Origin of the sequence: Kribbella sp. NBC_00889, assembly GCF_045207705.1 — a bacterium.
Lineage (GTDB): Bacteria > Actinomycetota > Actinomycetes > Propionibacteriales > Kribbellaceae > Kribbella.
In genome coordinates this window covers 4,027,426-4,049,246 of record NZ_CP108783.1, presented here as the reverse complement: position 1 = coordinate 4,049,246, position 21,821 = coordinate 4,027,426, and the positions used below count along the sequence as shown (strand labels likewise).

The window sequence follows — 21,821 nt, the reverse complement described above, 5'->3', positions numbered from 1 at the left end:
ATGACCGTGAGGTTCTGGGCAGCCGGATTCCGGGCACACCAGTCCGTCCGGCAGAGTCTGTGGGTCGTGCCGCTCCTCGGCGGCCTGTTGGGTGTGGTGCTGGCCGGGGCCGACCTCTGGCTCGAGGGCCGGATCTCATTGCCGCCGGAGTGGTCGTACTCCGAGAGCACCGCGAGCAGCGTGTTGTCGTCCGCCGCGGCCGCGATGGTCGGGCTGATCGGCTTCGTGGTCACGATCGGCGTGCTGGTCGTCCAGATGGCGACCGGCACGCTGTCGCCACGGTTCATGCGGCTGTGGTACCGGGACCGGCTGCAGAAGTTCGTGCTCGCGACGTTCACGGCCACCTTCACCTTCGCCTTCGCACTGCTGCGCCAGGTGGAGTCCGACTCCGTGCCCGATCTGGGCATCAGCCTGGTCGGGCTGGCCGTCGGGATCGATCTGATCCTCCTGCTGCTGTACTTCGACCGGTTCGTGCACGCGCTGCGGCCGGTCGCCGTCGCGGCTGCGATGGCACAGGCCGGGCTTGCGATCGAGGCCGAGGAAGACGATCTCGTCGCGGACGCCGGTGCCGGCGATCACGCGGACCGGCGTGGGGCGGTGAGCTCCAGGGTGCCGGCTCCCCGGTCGGGCGCTATCCAGGACATCGACATAGCCGGCATTGTCCGGTTCGCGGCGGCCCGGGACCAGCTCGTCGTCATACCGCACACGATCGGTGACTTCGTCATCGCGGGCAGCGTCATGATGGAGGTTCACGGCGCGGCGGCCGGCGAGGCCGACCTGCGGCGGCTGGCCAGGATGGTCTCGCTGGGGCGCGAGCGCACGATCGACCAGGACCCGGCCTTCGCGTTGCGCATCCTGGTCGACATCGCCATCCGGGCGTTGTCTCCGGCGGTCAACGACCCCACCACGGCGACGCAGGTGCTGAACTACATCGGCGCCCTGCTGCTCGGGATCGGTGCCTCCGACCGCGCGTTCCGGGGGACCGCGCTCGACACCGACGGCCGGGTCCGCCTGGTCCTGCGGACCCGCAGGTGGGCGGAGTACCTGGAGCTCGGAGTGACCGAGATCCGCCAGTACGGTGCGTTCTCGCCGCAGATCTGCCGCCGCTTGCGTGCCATGCTCGAGGAACTGCGGGCCGGAGTCCTCCCGGCACGTCGGGAAGCCGTGCAATCGCAGCTCGAGGCCCTGGATCGCGCGACCGACGCTGCGTTCGCCGACCCGTTCCAGCGGGCGCTGGCACGGATGAGCGACCGGCAGGGCCTTGGCGCCGCGCGACTCGGCGAGGACTCCGATGCCCGCCGTTGACCGGAGACTGATCAGTCGGACGCGGGCAGTCAGGACGTTGCTGCTGCGGTCCGCCTTTCTCGGGGTCGCGACCGCGGCCTTGGTCGTCGCACAGGCCTTCCTGCTGGCGGGCCTTCTGTCCAGGTCCTTCCAGGACGGCGCGGGGCTTGCCGAGTTGCGCGGTCCGCTGCTGGCCTTGCTCGGCGTGGTGATCGCCCGTGCTGGGCTCGCCTGGTGGGCCGAGCTGATGGCACACCAGGCCGCCACGCAGGCGAAGGCGGAGCTGCGGATGACCTTGCTGCGGCACGTTGTCGACCTGGGGCCTGCCTGGCTCACCCGGCACCGCACCGCGGATCTCGAGACGCTCGGCACCCGGGGCCTCGATGCTCTCGACGGCTACTTCACCCGCTACCTGCCGCAGCTGGTCCTGGCCGTGATCGTCCCCACCGCGGTCATCACGGCGGCCGTGACACAGGACATCGTGGCTGCGGCGATCGTCGCCGTCACCGTTCCCCTGATCCCGCTGCTGATGGCCGTCGTCGGTGCCGGCGCCAGGGTCCAGGCGGTCAAGCGTCTGGTCGTCCTGCAGCGTCTGGGCGGCCACTTCCTCGACAGCATCGCCGGCCTGACGACGCTGAAGGTGTTCGGCCGATCGCGGTCCCAAGCTGCCCTGGTCCGCCGTGCGACCGACGACTTCCGGCAGGAGACGATGGGTTCGCTGCGAGTGGCGTTCTTGTCGTCCCTCGTTCTGGAGTTGCTCGCTTCGTTGTCGGTGGCGGTCGTCGCGGTGGCTGTCGGGATCAGGCTCGTCAGTGGCAGTCTCGACCTCTCGACCGGCCTGTTCGTGCTCATCCTTGCTCCTGAGGCCTACCTCCCGCTCCGCACGCTCGGCGCGAGCTTCCACGCGGGCACGGATGGTGCCGCGGCGGCGGACCAGGTGTTCACGGTGCTGGACAGCCCGCGTCCGGCAGACGGTATCGGAGCCGTTCTCCCGTTCCACCCGACCGTGGACCTGCGGGTGGACGACCTGTGCGTGAGCTATCCGGACCGGGACGGCCCCGCACTCGACCGGATCAGCCTGTCCGTCCGGTCCGGGGAAGTGGTGGCCTTGACCGGCCCGAGCGGTTGCGGCAAGTCGACGCTGATCGCCGTACTGCTGGGCTTCGTCGGGGTGGACTCGGGGCAGGTGACCGTCTGCGGGGTGAACCTGGCGCAGCTCGATCCCGACCGCTGGCGCCAGAACGTGGCATGGGTGCCGCAGCGGCCGTACCTGTTGGCCGCGAGTCTGGCCGACAACATCAGGCTCGGCAGACCGGACGCTGCCGAGGAGGACGTACTGCGAGCGGTCGACGACGCCGGGCTCACGCAAACGATCGACAGGCTGCCGCTCGGCCTCGCGACGCCGCTGGGTGAGCGCGGTGCTGGTCTGTCCGCGGGGGAGAAGCAGCGCGCCGCGCTCGCGCGGGCGTTCCTGATGGATGCACCGCTGCTCCTGCTCGACGAGCCGACGGCCAACCTGGACGGGGAGACCGAGGCGTCGGTCCTCGCCGCGGTCGCCCGGCTGACTGTCGGCCGGACGGCGTTGATCGCCGCGCATCGACCGGGCCTGGTCGCGGTGGCGGACACGGAGATCCAGCTGGAACGTGCGACCGCGTTGGACTACCGATGATGTCCGGCGTGACGGCCCGGCTGGCCGCGGCCAGTCTGCTCGGGGCGGGTGGCGCCGCCGCCGGCCTCGGTCTCGCGGCGACCGCCGGCTGGCTGATCGCCCGCGCCTCCGAGCAGCCGAACATGGCGGCGCTCGGACTCGCGGTCGTCGGGGTGAGATTCTTCGGGATCAGTCGCGGGTTGCTCAGGTACGCCGAGCGCCTGGTCGGCCACGATGCGGCGTTCCGCGTGCTGGCCGACGTACGGATGAAGGTCTACGCCAGGCTCGAGCGTCTCGCGCCGGCCGGCTTGCCGGGTTTCCGCAGCGGTGATCTGCTGGCCCGGTTCGTCGACGACGTGGATTCACTGCAGGATCTGCTGTTGCGCGTCGTCTCGCCGTACGTGGTCTTCGTGGCATCCATCGGGCTGACGGTCGGCCTGGTCGGGACGCTGGTACCGGCCGCCGGTGTGGTTGTCGTGGTTGCCGCGCTGCTCTGCGCGACCGCCGTCCCAGTCCTCGCCCGGCAGTTGGTGAGACGCTCCGAGGCGCGGCAGTCAGAGACGCGCGGCGAGCTGTCGACCGCTGTGGTCGACCTGGTCCAGGGTGCGCCCGACCTGATCGCCTACGGTGCGGCGAAGGCCCAGTTGCGCAAGGCCGATCGAGCCGACGCCGGGCTGACCAGGGTCGCTCGGGCGGCTGCCCGTACCGCGGGGACCGGCTCGGGGCTCACCGCCCTGCTCGCCGGCCTCTGCGTGTGGGGTGTGCTCGCGGTCGGGATAGTTGCCGTCGACAACGGTCGACTCCCCGGTGTCCTGCTCACTGTCGTCGTCCTCGTCTGTCTGGCCGCCTTCGAGGTGGCCTCCGGACTCCCGCAGGCCTTCGCGATCTTCGAACGGGTACGGCGTAGCCAGGAACGGGTCGATGCCCTGCTGGCTGTCGAGGTGCCTGTCCGCGAGTCCATACATCCGGTGCCGCTGCCGGCCGCGCCGTACACGATCCGGCTCCGCGGTGTGCGCGCTCGCTACCCGTCCGGACAGCTTGCGCTGGACGGGATCGACCTGGATCTGGCGCCCGGCGAGACGATCGCGGTGGTCGGACCCAGCGGAGCAGGCAAGTCCACGCTGGCCGCCGTCCTACTGCGCTTCCTCGACCTCGAGTCCGGTACGGCGTCCCTGAACGGGGTCGGTCTCGGTGACCTGGATCCCGACGCTCTCCGCCGGGTGGTCGGTTCGGCCGAGCAGGACGCACATGTCTTCGACCGCACGATCGGCGACAACCTCCGGCTGGCACGGCCCGACGCCACCGATGCCGAGTTCCGGGCCGCGCTCGCACAGGTCGGCCTGCTGACCTGGGTCGACGGCCTGCCGCACGGTCTGGACACCGAAGTCGGCGAGCACGGCACCCGCCTGTCGGGCGGCCAGCGGCAGCGGCTCGTCGTCGCGCGTGCCCTGCTGGCGGATTTTCCGGTGCTGATCCTCGACGAGCCGACCGAGCATCTCGACCCTCGGGCCGCGGACGCGCTGACCGCGACGCTGCTGGCCGCGCCCCCCGGGCGCACCACGCTGCTCATCACTCATCGGCTGGGTGGGCTGCAGAGCGTCGATCGGGTCCTGCTGCTGGAAGCGGGTCGCGTAGTGGAGTCGGGCACCCACTCTGAGTTGGTGGCGGCGGGCCGGACGTACGCGCGGATCTGGGCCAGAGAACAGGCAGATCTCACCCGGTCGGAATGATGCGCCGCCGGCGAGTCAGGCATGAGCCTGGGGAACGACGACGTTCCCGACGAGGGTGATCAGCCCGAGGAAAGGTCTGCGATGGACCCGACCGACCTGGCGCGTATCCAGTTCGCCACGACCAGCATCTACCACTTCGTCTTCGTTCCGATCACGATCGGGCTGGCGTTTCTGGTCGCCGTACTGCACACCAAGTGGTACCGATCGGGCAAGGAGGATCACAAGCGCTTGACCCAGTTCTTCGGTCACCTGCTGCTGATCAACATCGCGGTCGGCGTCGTCACCGGGCTGGTGCAGGAATTCCAGTTCGGCACGAACTGGTCGGCGTACTCGCGATTCGTCGGCGACGTCTTCGGCGCCCCATTGGCGATGGAGGGGCTCGCGGCGTTCTTCCTGGAATCGACGTTCGTGGGGTTGTGGGTCTTCGGCTGGAACGTGCTGCCGCGGCGGGTTCACCTCGCCACGATCTGGCTGGTCGCCGTCGGGGCCTCGCTCTCGGCCGCGTTCATCATGGCCGCGAACTCGTGGATGCAGCACCCGGTGGGTTACACCACCAACGCGCAGACCGGGCGGCCGGAGCTCAGTTCGATCGGGGACCTGTTCACGAACCCGGTGTTCGTCTGGGGCTACATCCACGTGCTGCTGGCTTCGCTGCTGACCGGAGCCGTGCTGATGCTGGCAGTGTCCGCGTGGCAACTGCGCCGCCGCGAGAACAGCGGGCTCTTCCGCGGTTCGGCCAAGCTCGCGATCATCGTGCTGCTCCCCGTCTCGGTCCTGGCGCTGGGGGTGGGCAGCCACCTCGGTGTGGTGGAGGCGGAGTACCAGCCTATGAAGATCTCGGCCGCCGAGGCGCAGTGGGAGACCTGTCAGCCGTGCTCGTTCTCGCTGTTCCAGATCCGCGGCGGCAGGAACGACGAGACCCCGACGCAACTGCTCGAAGTACCCCATCTGCTGTCCGTGCTCGCCACCGGCACGTGGAACGGCCAGGTGGAGGGCCTCAACGAGCTGCAGGCGGCCGACGTCCAGCAGTACGGCGAAGGCAACTACGTACCGAACGTGTTCGTGCAGTACTGGTCGATGCGGGTGATGGCCTACCTCGGCAGCCTGCTGGTGCTGATCGGCGTCTGGGGAGCCTGGCTGTTGTACCGCGGCAAGCTCACGCAGTCGCGGTTGTTCCTCGCCGTGGCGACCTGGGCGGTGCTTGCACCGGTCCTGATGAACACGGCCGGCTGGATGCTGACGGAGAACGGTCGGCAGCCGTGGCTCGTCCAGGGACTGATGAAGACCGCGGACGGCGTGTCCACCTCGGTCAGCACGACCGAGCTGGCGATCAGTCTGGCGGCGCTGGTCGTCGTCTACCTGCTGCTCGGCATCGCCTACGTGTTCCTGATGCTGCGCTACGCGCGGCGCGGCCTCGAACTCGACCATGCCGAGGAAGAGCCCGGCCGCGATCCCCGCACGCCGGCGATCACCTACTAGCGAGCCGGGAGGCAGCCATGGGACTACCCGAGCTGTGGTTCGTGATCATCGCGGTCCTGTGGACCGGTTTCTTCGTGCTGGAGGGTTTCGACTTCGGCGTCGGCGTACTGCACCGGGTGCTCGGCCGGACCGATCGGGAGCGCCGGGTGGTGATCAACACCATCGGCCCGTTCTGGGACGGCAACGAGGTCTGGCTGGTCGTCGGCGGCGCGGGCATCTTCGCCGCCTTCCCCGACTGGTACGCCAGCTGGTTCTCGGCGAGCTACCTCGCGGTCCTGTTGCTGCTGGTGGCGCTGATCATGCGCGGAGTGTCCTTCGAGTTCCGTGGCAAGGTCGACACACACGGTTGGCGCCGGTTGTGGAGCGGCACGCTGACGACCGGCAGTCTGTTGGCGCCGCTCGTCCTCGGAATCGCGCTCGGTGACCTGATCGCGGGCCTCCCGATCAACGCCGACGGCGAGTTCACCGGCTCGTTCTGGGATCTCTTCACGCCGTTCGGCCTGTGGACCGGGCTGACGCTGGTGACGTTGTGCCTTGTGAACGGCGCGACGTTCGTCGGCATCAGGACCACCGGTGAGCTACGCCTGCGAGCGCACCGCACCGCCCGCCGGGTCGGCTGGGCGGGCTTCGTGGTGGTCACGGTCTTCGCGGTCTGGACCCTCGTCGTCGCCGACCACGGCTGGGGGCCGATCCTGCCCCTGGCCATCGCCCCGGCAGCACTGGTCGGCTCCGTCTGGGCGGTGCACGGCGAACGTGACGGCACGGCGTTCATGCTGTCTGCGACGGCGATGGCCCTTACCGTGGCGGGGCTGTTCGCCGCCCTCTACCCGCAGGTCCTGGTGTCGAGCACAGACCCCGCGTACAGCCTCACGGTCGACAACTCCGCGTCGGCCCACTACGCGCTCACGGTGATGAGCGTGATCGCACTGGTGTTCCTGCCGTTGGTGCTGCTCTACCAGGCCTGGTCGTACTTCGTTTTCCGTCACCGGCTGAGTGCGTAGGCAGCTTCACCCCACCGGGGTGAGGTATCTCGTCCGCATCCGTCGAAGGATCAAGCGGTATGGCGGGCGATCAGCACTTCGACGTGATCATCATCGGCACCGGCGCGGGAGGCGGCACGCTGGCCCATCGGCTGGCGCCGTCCGGAAAGCGGGTCCTCCTGCTCGAGCGGGGGGACTATCTGCCGCGAGAACGCGAGAACTGGTCCTCCGCGGCGGTGTTCGTCCAGGGCCGCTACCGCGCGCCGGAGTCCTGGTACGACCAGCACGGCCACGAGTTCCCGCCGGAGACCAACTACTACGTGGGTGGAAACACCAAGTTCTACGGCGCCGCACTGTTCCGGTTGCGACCGCAGGACTTCAGTGAGTTGCAGCACCACGATGGCGTCTCACCTGCCTGGCCGGTGACGTACGACGACTTCGAGCCGTACTACACCGAGGCCGAGCATCTGTACCGTGTCCACGGCCGCCACGGCGAGGATCCCGGCGAGGGACCGGCCAGTGCGGAGTACCGCTTCGCGCCGGTCGAGCACGAGCCCCGGATCCAGCAGTTGAACGACGACCTGGAGAAGCAGGGACTGCATCCGTTCCACCTGCCGATCGGCGTCGACCTCATCCAGGACGAGCACGGCCGGGCGACCCGGGACAGCGTGTGCATCCGGTGCGACCGGGTGGACGGTTTTCCCTGCCTGGTCCAGGCGAAGTCGGACGCGCAGGTGATCTGCGTCGACCCGGCGTTGCAGCACGAGAACGTGTCGATGCTGACCAACGCCAAGGTGGTGCGCCTCGAGACCGACCCGACGGGACGAACGGTCTCGCAGGTCGTGACGGAGGTCGACGGGTCGACCGAGCGGTTCAGTGCCGACGTCGTGGTCGTCGCCTGCGGCGCGGTCAATTCCGCCGTACTGCTGCTGAACTCGGCCAACGACCGTCATCCGAACGGTCTCGCGAACAGCTCGGACGTCGTCGGCCGCCACTACCTACGGCACAACAACCTCGCGCTGATGGCGGTGTCGAAGGAGCCGAACCCGACCCGGTTCCAGAAGACCCTGGCGATGAACGACTGGTATCTGGGTGCCGACGACTGGGACTACCCGCTCGGCGGGATGCAGATGCTGGGCAAGTCCGACACCGAGCAAGTCCGCAGCGGTGCGCCGCGCTGGGCCGGCAAGGTCTCGCCGGGCATGCCGTTCGAGGTGATCGCCCACCACGCGGTCGACTTCTGGCTGTGCGGTGAGGACCTTCCGCTGCCGGACAACCGGGTCACCGTGCGCAAGGACGGCTCGATCCAGCTGGCTCTGGACGAGAACAACAACGTCGAGGGCGTCAACCGGCTGAGGCACAAGCTGCAGGACATGCTCGGCGACCTGGGGATGCACGAGCACCGGCTGCTCGATCACAGCATCTACCTGCACAAGGGGATGCCGATCGGCGCCACCGCGCACCAGGCCGGCACCGTGCGGTTCGGCGACGACCCGGCGAGTTCCGCGCTCGACGTGAACTGCAAGGCCCACGACCTCGACAACCTGTACGTCGTCGACACCAGCTTCTTCCCGAGCATCGGTGCGGTGAATCCCTCGCTGACCGCGATCGCGAACGCCCTCCGGGTCGGCGACCACATCCTCGACCGGCTGCGCTGAGCCCCGCGCTCCGGACTGATTGGAGTACGTATGCCAACCGCCGACATGGACGCACTGGTGATCTTCGGTGCGACCGGTGATCTTGCCAAGCTGGAGACCTTCCCTGCCCTGGTCGGGCTGGTCGACCGGGGGGTGCTCGACGTCCCGATCGTCGGGGTGGCCAAGAGCGGCTGGGGACTCGATCAGTTCCGCGAGTACGCCGCGGCCTCGTTACGAGCCAACGGGATCGACCCAGCCGCCCCCGCCGCGGCCGGCATGCTCGGCCTGCTGCGGTACGTCGACGGCGACCTCGACGACGACGCGACGTACACGGCGATGGCCGACGAGGTCGGCACCGGCGGTCACGCGCTGTTCTATCTCGAGGTACCGCCGCCGCTGTTCGGCCGGATCGCCCAGGGCATCGCGAAGGCGGGCAAGGCCGACGGGGCCCGGGTGATGGTCGAGAAGCCCTTCGGCACCGACCTGAAGAGCGCACAGCAGCTCAACGCGACGATGAGCGAGGTCTTCCCCCAGAGCGCCATCTACCGGGTGGACCACTGGCTCGGCCTGGACCCGCTGGAGAACGTGCTGTTCGCACGCTTCGCCAACTCGGTGATCGAACCGCTGCTCAACCGCGACCATGTGGAGAGCATCCAGATCACCATGGCGGAGAGTTTCGACGTCTCCGACCGCGGCAGCTTCTACGACCGCACCGGCGCGATCCGCGACGTCCTGCAGAACCACATGTTGCAGGTGCTCGCGAGCGTGCTGGCCGATCCGCCGGGCCATCTCGCCGACGCCGCGTGGCGGGCTCAGAAGGGCGCGGTCATCGGCTCGCTACGCCCGCTGACCGCCGAAGACACGGTGCTCGGGCAGTACGACGGCTACCTCGACGTCGCCGGCGTCGATCCACACTCCCGGACCGAAAGCTACGTCGCGGTCCGGCTGACCCTCGACACCTGGCGCTGGGCGGGCGTGCCGATCGCGATCCGCGCCGGGAAATGCATGCCGGTGACGGCGACCGAGGTGGCGATCCGGTTCCGCCGGCCACCGCAGGACATCTTCGACCTCGGGCCGTCCGGGGGCGCGAACCAGTTGCGGTTCCGGATCTGGCCGGAGAGCCAGGTCGGGATCACGCTGACCGGGAAGAAGCCCGGCGCCGGCTGGACCCCGCAGGCCGAGGACCTCACCTTCGCCGAAGCACCGGGAACCGACCAGCGACCGTACGACCGGCTGATCGGGGCGGCACTGCTGGGCCGGCAGGCGCTGTTCGCCGCGCAGGAGACGGTCGAGGCTGCCTGGCGGGTGGTCGAGCCGGTGATCGGTGGTGACCTGCCCGTCGTCCCGTACGCCAAGGGAAGTTGGGGCCCGAAGGAGGCCGACGCCCTGCTGCCGCACGGCGTGATCTGGCACGACCCGGCAGGATGATCGAAGGAGCCGGCCGATGACACAGCCGACCAGCAGCGGCGCTCGGGATCCAGCGGAGCCTCGCCGGGTGGTGATCGTGGGCGGCGGCTTCGCCGGTCTGTTCGCGGCCCGTGCGTTCCGGCGCCGACCGGTGCAGGTCACCCTCGTCGACCGCGCCACCCACCACCTGTTCCAGCCGCTGCTGTACCAATGCGCCACCGGGGTGCTGTCCGAGGGCCAGATCGCCATGCCGCTGCGGGCGATCCTGCGCAAGCACCGCAACGTCGACTGCGTGCTCGCCGAGGTGACCGGCTTCGACGTCGAGGCCCGCATCGTGCACGCGATGCGTCCGACCGGAGGCGACATCGAGTTCCCGTACGACGACCTGATCCTGGCCGCCGGCGTACGGCAGTCGTACTTCGGGCATGACGAGTTCGCCAAGTTCGCACCCGGGATGAAGACGCTCGCGGACGCACTCCTGATCCGCCGCCGCGTCTTCGGTGCCTTCGAGATGGCACAGTCGGCCACCGATCCCGAGGAACGCCGGCGATGGCTCACCTTCGCGCTGGTCGGCGCCGGTCCCACAGGTGTCGAACTGGCCGGGCAGATCCGCGAGGTGGCCACCTCGACGCTGAGCAAGCAGTTCCACGACGTCGATCCCACCGAGGCCAAGGTGCTGCTCTTCGACGGCGGCGACGCGCCACTCGCGCCGTTCGGGCCGAAGCTGTCCGGCAAGGCCGCCGCGGCGCTGACACGCCTCGGTGTCGAGCTGCACCTGGGATCGATCGTCACCGACGTGAACGCGAACGGGCTGGTGGTCCGTGGACCCGACGGCGCGAGTACGTCGTACCAGGCCGGAACCGTGCTGTGGGCCGCCGGGGTGGCGGCTCCGCCGGTCGCCGACGTGCTTGCGAAGGCGACCGGCGTCGAGCAGGACCGGGCCGGGCGGATCAAGGTCCAGCCGGATCTGACCCTGCCCGGCCATCCGGAGATCTCCGTGGTCGGTGACGTGATGAGCCTCGACCGCCTTCCCGGCGTCGGCGAGGTGGCGATGCAGTCCGGCTACTACGCGGCGAAACGGATCCGGAACGAGGTGGACGGCAAGACGGACCCACCGAAGCCGTTCAAGTACCGCGACTTCGGCTCGGCGGCGTACATCGCGCGCGGTCAGGCGGTCGTCGAGGTCGGCCGGGTGCGTCTCAGCGGCAAGCTCGGCTGGCTGTCGTGGCTCGGCATCCACATCGCCTTCCTGACCGGGTACCGCAACCGTGTCGGCGCGGTGCTCAGCTGGGCGGTCGCCTTCAGCCGGGAGACCCGGCGCGAACGAGCCTTCACGATGCAGCAGGTCGCGCCCGGCGGCGCCGATCTCTATCGCAACCGAACAGGAGACGACTCCTCATGGCCGACTACCCACCCATCGCCGAACACGGACTGATCGGCGATCTGCAGACCGCCGCGCTGGTGACCACCGACGGCTCCATCGACTGGTTCTGCTGTCCACGGTTCGACTCGCCGAGCGTCTTCGCCGCTCTGCTCGACCATGAACGCGGCGGCTACTTCCGGGCGCGGGCGACCGGTCCTGAGGTCACCAGCCGGCAGCTGTACTTCCCGGACACCGCCATCCTGATCACCCGGTTCATGACCCCGGACGGCGTCGGCGAGGTCGTCGACTTCATGCCGCCGGCCGGCAAGGGGCCCACCGCGAACCACCGGATCCTGCGGGTGATGCGATGCGTACGGGGGCGGATCGACTTCGAGGTGGACATCGTGCCCCGGTTCGACTACGGCCGCACGGAGCACGAGATAAACCTGGTCGGGCAGGGGGCCGTTTTCTCGACCGACGACCTGAGTCTGACGTTGCACGCAGTCCGTGAGCCGGGTGACGAGCGGCTGGCGCAGGTCCGGGTGGACGGCGGCGATCTCCACATCGACTACACGATGACAGCGGGTCAGTCCCGGGGACTGGTGCTGGAGTCCGCGGCCGACGGGCCACCACGAGAGATCGGGGTCGCGGAGTTCACGGCGATGTTCGACGACGTCACGACGTACTGGCGCAAGTGGCTGTCCAAGTCGACGTACACCGGCCGGTGGCGGGAGATGCTGCAGCGCTCGGCGATCACTCTCAAACTGATGACCTATGCGCCCACCGGAGCCGTCGTGGCCGCACCCACGGCCGGGTTGCCCGAACAGGTCGGCGGTGAACGCAACTGGGACTACCGCTACACCTGGGTTCGGGACGCGTCGTTCTCCGTGTACGCACTGCTCGGCCTGGGGTTCACCGAGGAGGCGGCCGAGTTCTGCGAGTGGTTGCGGGACCGCGTGCGGGAGGAGACCACGGGAGACGGCGGTCCACTCAACATCATGTACCGCGTGGACGGTTCGTCCGACCTGATCGAGGAGTCCCTGGAGCATCTGGAGGGCTACCGAGGCTCCCGGCCGGTCCGGATCGGCAACGGCGCCTCGGACCAGCGGCAGATGGACATCTTCGGCGAGGCGCTGGACAGCATCTACTTCGCCGACCAGCACGGCATCGAGCTCGACCACCGCGGCTGGATCGCGTTGCGCGGTATCGCCGACTGGCTGACCGACCACTGGGACCTGCCGGGTGCGGGGATCTGGGAGACGCGCGGCGGGCCGAAGGACTTCACCTATGGCCGGGTGATGAGCTGGGTCGCCCTCGACCGGGCGATCCGGATGGCCGCGGAGCACGGCCGGCCGGCGGCGGTGGACCGCTGGATCGAGAGCCGGGACCAGATCTACAACCAGGTGATGACACGCGGCTGGAACGAGAAGATCGGAGCCTTCGTCCAGCACTACGACGACACCGTGCTCGACTCGTCACTGTTGCGGATGGCAACGGTCGGCTTCATCGCGCCCACCGACCCGATGTGGCTGTCCACGCTGGACGCGATGGACGCCGGGCTCGTGGTCGACAGTCTCGTCTACCGCTACGACCCGGCCGCTTCGCCGGACGGGCTGGCCGGCGACGAGGGGACGTTCTCGCTCTGCACCTTCAACTACGTCGACGCGCTGGCGCGGGCCGGCCGGCTCGAGGAAGCCCGGCTCATCTTCGAGAAGATGCTCACCTACGCCAACCACGTCGGCCTGTACTCCGAAGAGATCGGTTCGACCGGCGAACAGCTCGGCAACTTCCCGCAGGCGTTCACGCACCTCGCGCTGATCGACGCGGCCATCACCCTCAACGCCGCCCTGGATCAGGCGAGGGTCGAGGGGCGGAACACCGTGACAGACGTCGCGGCCGCGCGCCGAGGGGCCGAGGGGCCGATGCGACGGTGAACCGACCGGTGACCTGATCCAGGGTCACGGGTGCGGCCGGCGCTCCGCGTCGGGAGCGTCCTGGCTGCGCGCGAGCCGGCGATCGATGGCGACGGCGATCGCGGGGTACACCAGCACCGACAAGACGCCGGCGCCCACCAGGGCGGCGGCGTTCTCCGGGAGCATGTGGCCGGTCTCGAGCCCGATCTCGCTGAGGGCGACGAGCAGCGGCAGGGCCGTCGACACGATGAAGACGAGTTCGAACCGTCTCGTCCGGGGGAGTGCGGTCCGGTAGATCAGCAGCGTCGGAAGGCCGCGGACGACCAGGAGCAGAAGGAAGAACAGGAACAGCCGCGCCGGAGCTTCGACGATGGACCGCACGTCCAGGCCCATCCCCGACGAGACGAAGAAGATGGGGATGAAGAAGCCGTAGCCGACGGCGTCGAGCTTGTGGTCGAGTGTCTCGACGTTTCCGGGCGCCCACCGGCGCAGCACGACGCCGGCCACGAAGGCTCCCAGGACGACGTCGAGGCCGAAGTCGTTCGCGACCACGAGTAGGAGCAGCAGCAACGCGACGGTCCACCGCAGCGTGGTCTGCGAGGTCGCGTGCTCTCCCTCCGACAGGATCCGGGCGATGCGTCCACCGCGACCCAGCCGGGGGACCAGACTCAGCAGCAGTGCGAGGACGCCCATCCCGACGAGGGAGATCAGCCCGATGAACCGGCCGTGCGACCCGAGGAAGATCGCGATCGCCACGACCGGCAGGAACTCCCCGACCGCCCCGGCCGCGAGGACGTAGGAGCCGAAGGAACCGCGCAGCATGTTGTTGTCCCGCAGGATCGGCAACAGTGTTCCCAGCGCCGTCGTGGTCAGACCGAGCGCGACCGGTACGAACGCGTCCACGACGCCCAGCGCCGCGAAGCCCCCGACGACCGCACCGGCCAGCGCCACCGTGACCAGCCACCCGACGATGGCGAGCTTGCCGGCCCGCTGCCTGAAGACCGCCAGTTCCAGCTCGTATCCCGCCATCAGGAACAAGAACCCCAGCCCGACGTTCGCGAGCAGTTCGATGCTGTCCGGGTCGGCCAGATCGAGCACCTGTGGCCCGACGACCACGCCGCCGAGAATGAGCACCACGACCTGCGGGATCCGCGCCTTGCTCCACAATCCGACGATGACCGGCGTCACGGCTGCCACCAGCACGACCACGAAAAGACTGGTCAGTCCCTGACCGAGATCACTGCCCATCCGTTCAGCGTGGCTGCTCGTGCGCCCCGGGTCGTCCCCTGCCCCGGACGATCCGGGCCGGCGGTGATCCGGGTCCCCGCGCCGTAATACCAGTCGCGTAACTGGTTATGCCCCTGTCCCGGGATCACGGTTTGGGTGACAGTGTCCGATTTCCGGGCTGCCAGGCCTTCACGGATGACAGCGGTGATGTCACACTCACTCGCCAGAGCGGTGGCAACCATCGGGGATCCGGGAGGCCGGGTGCTGGCGGCGAAGAACCTCGAGGTCGTCTACGACGACGTGATGCTGGTGCTGCGGGGCGTCGGTCTCGAGGTCCCGCAGGGACGGATCGTCGCCCTGCTGGGGGCCAACGGCGCCGGCAAGTCCACGCTGTTGCGCGCGCTGTCCGGCCTGCTCGACGTCCACGACGGCGAGGTGAGGCGCGGGTCGATCACCCTGGACGGCGAGCCGATCCACTCGTACGGCGCCAGCCGGATCGCTGCCCTGGGCATCAAACAGGTGATGGAGGGACGGCGGATCCTCGCCGACCTGACCGTCGAGGACAACCTGCGGATCGGCGGACACGTCCGCCCGCGCTCGATCCGGAGCAACCTGGACCGCACCTACCAGATGTTCCCGGTGCTGGCCGATCGGCGGCGTTCGCTGGCCGGCTACCTGTCCGGTGGCGAGCAGCAGATGCTGGCGATCGGCCGGGCGCTGATGTCCGATCCGAAGTACCTGCTGCTGGACGAGCCGAGCCTCGGCCTGGCGCCGATGATCGTGCACCAGATCCGGGACGTGATCGTGCAGATCAACCAGGAGGGCACCACCGTGCTCCTGGTCGAGCAGAACGCGGCGATGGCGCTGTCGATCGCCGAGCACGGCTACGTGCTGGAGAACGGCGCGATGGTGATGGACAAGCCCGCGGCCGATCTGCTCGCGGACGGCGACGTCCGGGAGTTCTATCTGGGCCTCGGCGCCGAAGGCTCGACGAAGTCCTTCCGCGACGTGAAGCACTACCGCCGCCGGAAGCGGTGGCTCTCATGACCGCGACGGAGGCTCATCAGAGCGAGAGCACGCCGGAATCCACCTCAGTGCTGACGTTCGAGGACGTCGTGCTCGGGTTCGACGGGGTGACAGCTCTCAACGGTGTGACCTTCCAGGTGGATCCAGGCGAACTGTTCGCGGTGATCGGACCCAACGGCGCGGGCAAGACCTCGATCTTCAACGTGCTGTCCGGCGTTTACCGGCCGCAGCGTGGCACCGTGCGGTTCGGCGACGACGACCTGATCGGGCGGCGGCCGCACGCGATCGCGCGGCTCGGCATCGCCCGGACCTTCCAGAACATCGAACTGTTCTCGAACCTGACCGTGCTGGACAACCTGATGCTCGGCCGGCACCTCCATCACCCGTACGGCGTCCTCGCCGCATTGGGCTGGATCGGCAAGGCCCGACGCAACGAACTGGCGAACCGCAAGGCGGTCGAGGAGATCGTCGACTTCCTCGAGCTGGCGCAGTGGCGGCGACTCCCGGTCGGCCTGCTGCCGTACGGCGTACAGAAGCGGGTCGAACTCGGCCGGGCCCTGGCCTCGGAACCGAAGCTGTTGCTGCTGGACGAGCCGGTCGCCGGGATGAACCTCGAGGAGACCGAGGACATGGCCCGGTTCATCCTCGACATCCGTGACGAACTCGGGCTGCCGATGGTGATGGTCGAACACGACATGGGTCTGGTGATGGACCTGGCCGACCGGATCATGGTGATCGACTTCGGCCGGCCGATCCGCACCGGTACGCCGAAGGAGGTGGCCACCGACCCCGACGTGGTCCGGGCCTACCTGGGCGAGGAACACCGGGTGGTGGAGCGGTCATGACGACGGTCGCGGCTCCGGTCAGGATGGCGACGATCGCCACCCGGGTGCGGGATCGCGCCGCCGCGTCGCCGGACCTGATCGCCTTGCGGGAGAAGGATCTGGGCATCTGGCAGCAGGTCAGCTGGCAGGGGTACTGGGACACCGCGGAGCTGGTCGCGCACGCCTTGCTTGCCCTCGGCATCGAACCGGGCGACCGCGTCGCGATCCACTCGGAGAACCGGCGCGAGTGGCTCTACACCGACGTCGGCACGGTCGCCGTCCGCGCCGCCACTGTCGGCCTGTATCCGACCAACCCGGTCGCCGAGGTCGGCTACCTGCTCCGCCACTCCGGTGCGAGGGTGCTGATCGCCGAGGACCAGGAGCAGGTCGACAAGGCCCTGGCCATCGACGACCTGCCCGAACTGATGCACATCGTGTACGTCGAACCCCGCGGCATCCGGAACCGGTACGACGACTCGCGGCTGCTCGCCTGGCCCGATTTCCTCGCGCTCGGCGAGGAGCATCGACAGGCGCATCCGCAGGCCGTGACCCAGCGGATGGAGGAGTCGCGCCCGGACGACGTGGTCACGCTGATCTACACCTCCGGCACTACCGGCCCGCCGAAGGGCGTGATGCTCACGGCGGCGAACGTCGACTTCGCCATCCAGGAACTGATCGAGCGCGGCGGCTTCACCGCCCCACCGCCGTCGCCCCGCGACAGCGTGCTGTCCTACCTGCCGCTGTGCCATGTCGCCGAGCGGATCTTCAGCGGCTGGTTCGGCGCCGGGGCCGGAGTCTGCGTGCATTTCGCCGAGTCGATCGAGACCGTTGCCACCAACCTGCACGAGGTTCAGCCGACCGTCCTGTTCGGCGTACCCCGGATCTGGGAGAAGATCGCGGCCGGGGTGCAGATCCGGGTCGAGTCCGCCGACCCGGTGAAACGCGCGATCGGTGGCTTCTGGTTACGCCGGGCCGACTGGATCGGCGACGTACTGGCGGCCAACGAAGGTCGTCATACTGCTGCGTCCCGAGCGGTCTACGCCGTCGGATGGCTGTTCTGCTACCGGGCACTGAAGGACCGGCTCGGCCTGCGCAAGGTCCGGTACGCCGCCTCCGGTGCCGCGCCGATCGCACCCGAGGTACTGCGGTTCTTCATGGGCCTCGGCCTGCCGATGCACGAGGTGTACGGCATGACCGAGAACACCGCGGTGGCGACCGCGAACCGCCCTGGCCGGGTCAAGGTCGGCACGGTCGGCGAGCCGCACGCCGGCGTCGAGGTACGGATCGACGAGGGCACCAGCGAGATCCTGACCCGGCACCCGGGCACGTTCGCCGGCTACTGGCACGACCCGGACGCGACCGCGGCGGTGATCGAGCCGGACGGCTGGCTGCACACCGGCGACGTGGGGGAGTGGGTCGACGGCACGCATCTGCGCATCACCGACCGGATGAAGGACATCATCATCACCGCGGGCGGCAAGAACGTCGCGCCGTCGGAGATCGAGAACGCGCTCAAGGCGTCGCCGTACATCAAGGAGGCGCTCGTGGTCGGCGACCGCCGCAGGTTCCTCGCCGCCCTGATCGGCATCGAACCGGACACGGTCGGCCATTGGGCCCAGGTGCACCGGCTGCCCTACTCGACGTACGGCGATCTGTCCGCGAAGCCTGAGGTGATCGCGCTGGTGCAGACCGTCGTGGACGAGGTGAACGTCCGGTTCGCCACCGTCGAGCAGGTCCGGTCGTTCCGGCTGCTGCCGAAGTTGCTGGATCACGAGGACGGTGAGCTGACCGCGACCCAGAAGCTGAAGCGCAGCGCCGTGACCACCTCGTTCGCCGAACTGGTCGAGTCCATGTACGCGGAGGGTGCCCGGTGAACGAGTTCATCGCCACGGTGGTCCGCGGGCTCGGCAACGGGTCGATCTATGCCTTGCTGGCGCTGGGATTCGTGATCGTCTACAAGTCGATGCGGGTGATCAGCTTCGCCCAGCCGGCCTTCATGATGGCCGGCGCCCTGCTGGTCAGCTACTTCGTGCTGTCGATGAACTTCTTCCTCGCCGTCGTGGTCGCGCTGGTGCTGACCGCGCTGCTCGGGGCCGGCGTGGAGCGGCTGGCGCTGCGCCCGATGATCGGCAAGCCGGTGTTCGTGATCGCGATCATCACCCTCGGCGTCGACATCGTGATCCGCACGGTGGTGAACGCGTTCATCGGCCTGGACATCCGTCAGATGGGCGACCCGTGGGGTCTGGGGCAGGTCGACGTACTGGGGGTGAAGGTCGACCAGAGGCACCTGGCCACGCTGATCACGACGCTGATCGTGGTCGCCGCGCTGTTCGCCTTCTACCGCTGGTCGCGGACCGGACTGGCGATGCGCGCGGCGTCGTCGGACCAGGAGGTCGCGCTCGCGCAGGGCGTCTCGGTCGGCCGGGTGTTCTCGCTGTCATGGGCACTCGCGGCGGCCCTCGCCGGATTGGCCGGTGTGTTCCTGTCGACCGGCATCGGACTCGAGCAGAATCTCTGGCTGACCGCGCTCAAGGCTCTGCCGGTGATCATTCTCGGCGGCCTCGACTCCCTCGGTGGGGCGGTGGTCGCCGGACTCTCGATCGGCGTGGTCGAGGCGCTGGTCGGCAGCTACGGCGCCGACCTGCACCCGGTGTTCGGCGGCGACTTCTTCCTGGTCGTGCCGTACCTGCTGATGCTGCTCGTCCTTCTGATCAGACCGTACGGCCTGTTCGGCACCAGGGAGGTCGAGCGCATATGAGCACCCGCTCCGGACGACCCATGTTGTACCTGACCTACGGGCAGGACATGGCGTTGCTCAACACCTCGGCGAAGCGCGGCTGGACCTTGGTGCTGGCGATCGGTGCCGTGTCGTTGCCTTTCCTGCTCACCGACGACCTGCTCCTCGTACTGGCCACCGCGTGCGTCGCGTCGATCGGCGCGATCGGCCTGAACATCGTCACCGGGTACGGCGGGCAGGTGTCGCTCGGGCACGCGTTCTTCCTGGGGATCGGGGCGTACACCGCGGCGGCGATCTCGGGCGATCCGGACAGCACCCGGCTGATCGGCTTCGGGATCACCTCGGTGCCGATCTGGCTGCTCGGGGCGGGTCTGGTCGCCGGTCTGGCCGGGCTGATCGTCTCGCCGTTGGCGGCCCGGTTGCGCGGGTTGTACCTGGCGGTGGTGACGCTCGGACTGGTGTTCATCGGGGAGCACATCTTCAAGCACTGGAAGCACCTCACCGGGGGAGTCGGGGTCGGTCGACCGGCCGCCGTACCGGAGTTGTTCGGGATCCAGTTCGCGGTCGACGGGGAGGTGTTCACGAAGGCACAGAAGCTCTATCTGCTGATGCTGGTGCTGCTGGTGATCTTCGGCGTACTGGCCCGCAATCTCGTCCGGTCCAGGGTCGGCCGGGCGCTGGCCGCCGTCCGGGACCGGGATCTGGCCGCCGAGGTGATCGGCGTCGACGTGACCCGGTACAAGATGATCGCGTTCGCGGTGTCGTCGTTCTACGCCGGCGTCGCGGGCGCGCTGCTGTACGTGATGATCGGGTTCGTCGAGCCCGGGTCGTTCAACCTCGCGCTGTCGGTGCAGTACATCGCGATGATCCTGATCGGTGGCGTCGCCACCATCTCCGGATCGGTCCTCGGCGCCCTGTTCATCACGCTGCTACCGCGGGTCACCCGCGAGCTTCCGGCCGTACTGCCGTTCATCAGCGGCAGCTCCGGCTCCGGGGGCATCACGGTCTTCCAGGTCGAGACGATTCTCTACGGCCTGTTGATCATCGGCTTCCTGATCTTCGAACCTCGAGGGCTCTTCGGGATCTGGAACCGGCTCCGCATTTACTGGAAGTCATGGCCGTTCTCGCACTGACCCCGCAGGTCTGGGGGCCACCGACCGGCCGGAGAAGGAGTATCGATGAGCGTTCGCAGGGGAATCGCCATCGCGCTGGTAGCGGCGATGGCTGTGCTGGTGGGGTGCCGGAACGACGCCCCGGAGACGCAGGAGGCTGGTTCGGGCGTCAAGTTCGACGTCGGGGTCACCAGTGAGCCGTGCCCGGGTGCGGTCGACGCGGCCAAGGGCTGCATCTACCTCGGATCGATCTCGGACCTGACCGAGGGCCCGTTCAAGGCACTCGGCGTACCGATCACCGAGGCCCAGAAGGCGTTCTGGAAGCGCGTCAACACCGCCGGCGGGATCGGCGACTTCGAGGTCGACGTGACCAAGTTCGTCAAGGACAACAAGTACAACCCACAGACCCACAACGAGGTGTACGCCGAGATCAAGCCCGACGTACTGGGACTGGCCCAGACGCTCGGCTCACCGACCACGGCCGCCATCCTCGGCGACCTGAAGTCCAGCAACGTGATCGGCGTACCGGCGTCCTGGACCTCGGCCTGGGCGTTCGAGGACGTCATCCTCGAGTCGGGCACGAACTACTGCTTCGAGTCGATGAACTCGGTCGACTTCGGGGCGGAGACGTTGAAGGCCAAGAGCGTCGCCGCGGTGCACTTCCCGGGCGACTACGGTGACGACGCCGCGGCCGGGACCAAGCTCGCGGCCGAGGCCAACGGGATGACGTTCACCGACATCCCCACCGCGCCGGGGCAGGAGAACCAGGGGGCGGCGGTCCAGAAGCTGCTCGCGGCCAAGCCCGATCTGGTCATCGTGTCCACCGGTCCGACCGAGGCGGCGACGATCGTCGGCGGAGCTGCCCAGAACGGGTTCAAGGGCCAGTTCATCGGCACCAGCCCGACCTGGAACGCGGCGCTGCTGAAGAGCCCGGCCGCTCCCGCGCTGACCGCGCTCTATCGGCAGTCCGGGCCATGGGCGCCGTACGGCACCGACACAGCGGGGCACAAGGCGCTGGCCGGGGCGCTGGACCAGACGATGTTCAAGGCCGCGCCGAACGACGGTTACACGGCCGGCTGGGTCTGGTCGTACCCGATGAAGGCGGCCCTGCAGAAGGCCGTCGACTCCAAGGACCTCACCCGCGCCGGCTTGCTGGCCGCGGTGAAGTCGCTGGAGACCGTGGACTACGAGGGGATGCTGCCCGCGGCGGCCGGCAAGTTCGGCGGTACGCCGGACGAGCGGGTGTTCCGGAGCAGCATCATCTCCAAGGTGGACCCGACGGCGCCGACCGGTGTGAAGGTGGAGAAGGACTTCTTCACCGGCAAGACGGCCGAGAAGTACCAGTTCACCAAGCCCTGCTACCAGTAGGTCGTTGAATGTCGTCGTACCCGCGGGTCTGACAGCCCGCGGGTACTTCGGCGCGCGGTTCGCCTTGTCGTTGACTGCCGTTCACC

The 21,821-nt window shown here is 68.7% G+C and carries 16 protein-coding genes; 15 read left to right on the top strand and 1 reads right to left on the bottom strand.

Going from position 1 to position 21,821, the window contains the following annotated elements; translation table 11 throughout:
- Genes OG817_RS19680 through OG817_RS19640 form a run of 9 tightly spaced genes read left to right on the top strand, consistent with a single transcriptional unit; the run spans position 1 to position 13,462 of the window.
- Entirely contained in the window at positions 1-1,305 is a 1,305-nt protein-coding gene (locus tag OG817_RS19680; protein WP_406056623.1) for a DUF2254 family protein, read from the top strand.
- Positions 1,292-2,953 carry a thiol reductant ABC exporter subunit CydD gene (cydD, locus tag OG817_RS19675; protein ID WP_406056622.1) on the top strand — a complete coding sequence of 554 codons (1,662 nt, stop codon included), beginning with the start codon at positions 1,292-1,294 and terminating at the stop codon, positions 2,951-2,953. The genes OG817_RS19680 and cydD overlap by 14 nt, the downstream gene beginning before the upstream one ends.
- Positions 2,953-4,662 (top strand): thiol reductant ABC exporter subunit CydC, encoded by a 1,710-nt coding sequence (cydC, locus tag OG817_RS19670; RefSeq protein ID WP_406056619.1) that lies wholly within the window; start codon positions 2,953-2,955, stop codon positions 4,660-4,662. Before cydD ends, cydC begins: the two co-directional genes overlap by 1 nt.
- Positions 4,663-4,683: 21 nt before the next feature.
- Positions 4,684-6,141 (top strand): cytochrome ubiquinol oxidase subunit I, encoded by a 1,458-nt coding sequence (locus OG817_RS19665; RefSeq protein ID WP_406056617.1) that lies wholly within the window; start codon positions 4,684-4,686, stop codon positions 6,139-6,141.
- Positions 6,142-6,158: 17 nt separating this feature from the next.
- Entirely contained in the window at positions 6,159-7,142 is a 984-nt protein-coding gene (gene cydB, locus OG817_RS19660; protein WP_406056615.1) for a cytochrome d ubiquinol oxidase subunit II, read from the top strand.
- A gap of 59 nt (positions 7,143-7,201) precedes the next feature.
- Complete coding sequence (locus tag OG817_RS19655; protein ID WP_406056614.1) at positions 7,202-8,779, top strand: GMC oxidoreductase; 1,578 nt, start codon at positions 7,202-7,204, stop codon at positions 8,777-8,779.
- Positions 8,780-8,809: 30 nt separating this feature from the next.
- Positions 8,810-10,186, top strand: a complete 1,377-nt coding sequence (locus tag OG817_RS19650) for a glucose-6-phosphate dehydrogenase (NADP(+)) (protein WP_406056612.1) — start codon at positions 8,810-8,812, stop codon at positions 10,184-10,186.
- Positions 10,187-10,202: 16 nt separating this feature from the next.
- Positions 10,203-11,600, top strand: a complete 1,398-nt coding sequence (locus OG817_RS19645; protein WP_406056610.1) for an NAD(P)/FAD-dependent oxidoreductase — start codon at positions 10,203-10,205, stop codon at positions 11,598-11,600.
- Positions 11,564-13,462, top strand: a complete 1,899-nt coding sequence (locus OG817_RS19640; protein WP_406056608.1) for a glycoside hydrolase family 15 protein — start codon at positions 11,564-11,566, stop codon at positions 13,460-13,462. Before OG817_RS19645 ends, OG817_RS19640 begins: the two co-directional genes overlap by 37 nt.
- A 24-nt stretch (positions 13,463-13,486) precedes the next feature.
- Here the strand turns inward: OG817_RS19640 and OG817_RS19635 are convergent, their stop codons facing one another.
- A complete protein-coding gene (locus tag OG817_RS19635) occupies positions 13,487-14,689 on the bottom strand; it encodes a cation:proton antiporter (protein WP_406056606.1) in 1,203 nt (400 codons plus the stop codon).
- A gap of 186 nt (positions 14,690-14,875) precedes the next feature.
- Here OG817_RS19635 and OG817_RS19630 point away from each other — a divergent pair, with 186 nt between their 5' ends.
- The 6 genes from OG817_RS19630 to OG817_RS19605 are packed head-to-tail and all read left to right on the top strand — an operon-like array spanning position 14,876 to position 21,735.
- A complete protein-coding gene (locus OG817_RS19630) occupies positions 14,876-15,715 on the top strand; it encodes an ABC transporter ATP-binding protein (RefSeq protein ID WP_396389564.1) in 840 nt (279 codons plus the stop codon).
- A complete protein-coding gene (locus OG817_RS19625; protein WP_406056604.1) occupies positions 15,712-16,539 on the top strand; it encodes an ABC transporter ATP-binding protein in 828 nt (275 codons plus the stop codon). Before OG817_RS19630 ends, OG817_RS19625 begins: the two co-directional genes overlap by 4 nt.
- Positions 16,536-18,392 carry an AMP-dependent synthetase/ligase gene (locus OG817_RS19620; RefSeq protein WP_406056602.1) on the top strand — a complete coding sequence of 619 codons (1,857 nt, stop codon included), beginning with the start codon at positions 16,536-16,538 and terminating at the stop codon, positions 18,390-18,392. The genes OG817_RS19625 and OG817_RS19620 overlap by 4 nt, the downstream gene beginning before the upstream one ends.
- Complete coding sequence (locus OG817_RS19615; RefSeq protein ID WP_406056600.1) at positions 18,389-19,276, top strand: branched-chain amino acid ABC transporter permease; 888 nt, start codon at positions 18,389-18,391, stop codon at positions 19,274-19,276. Before OG817_RS19620 ends, OG817_RS19615 begins: the two co-directional genes overlap by 4 nt.
- Before the next feature lie 20 nt (positions 19,277-19,296).
- Positions 19,297-20,388 (top strand): branched-chain amino acid ABC transporter permease, encoded by a 1,092-nt coding sequence (locus tag OG817_RS19610; RefSeq protein ID WP_406056598.1) that lies wholly within the window; start codon positions 19,297-19,299, stop codon positions 20,386-20,388.
- 45 nt (positions 20,389-20,433) lie between these two features.
- Positions 20,434-21,735, top strand: a complete 1,302-nt coding sequence (locus tag OG817_RS19605; RefSeq protein WP_406056596.1) for an ABC transporter substrate-binding protein — start codon at positions 20,434-20,436, stop codon at positions 21,733-21,735.
- The last annotated feature ends 86 nt before the right edge of the window (positions 21,736-21,821 follow it).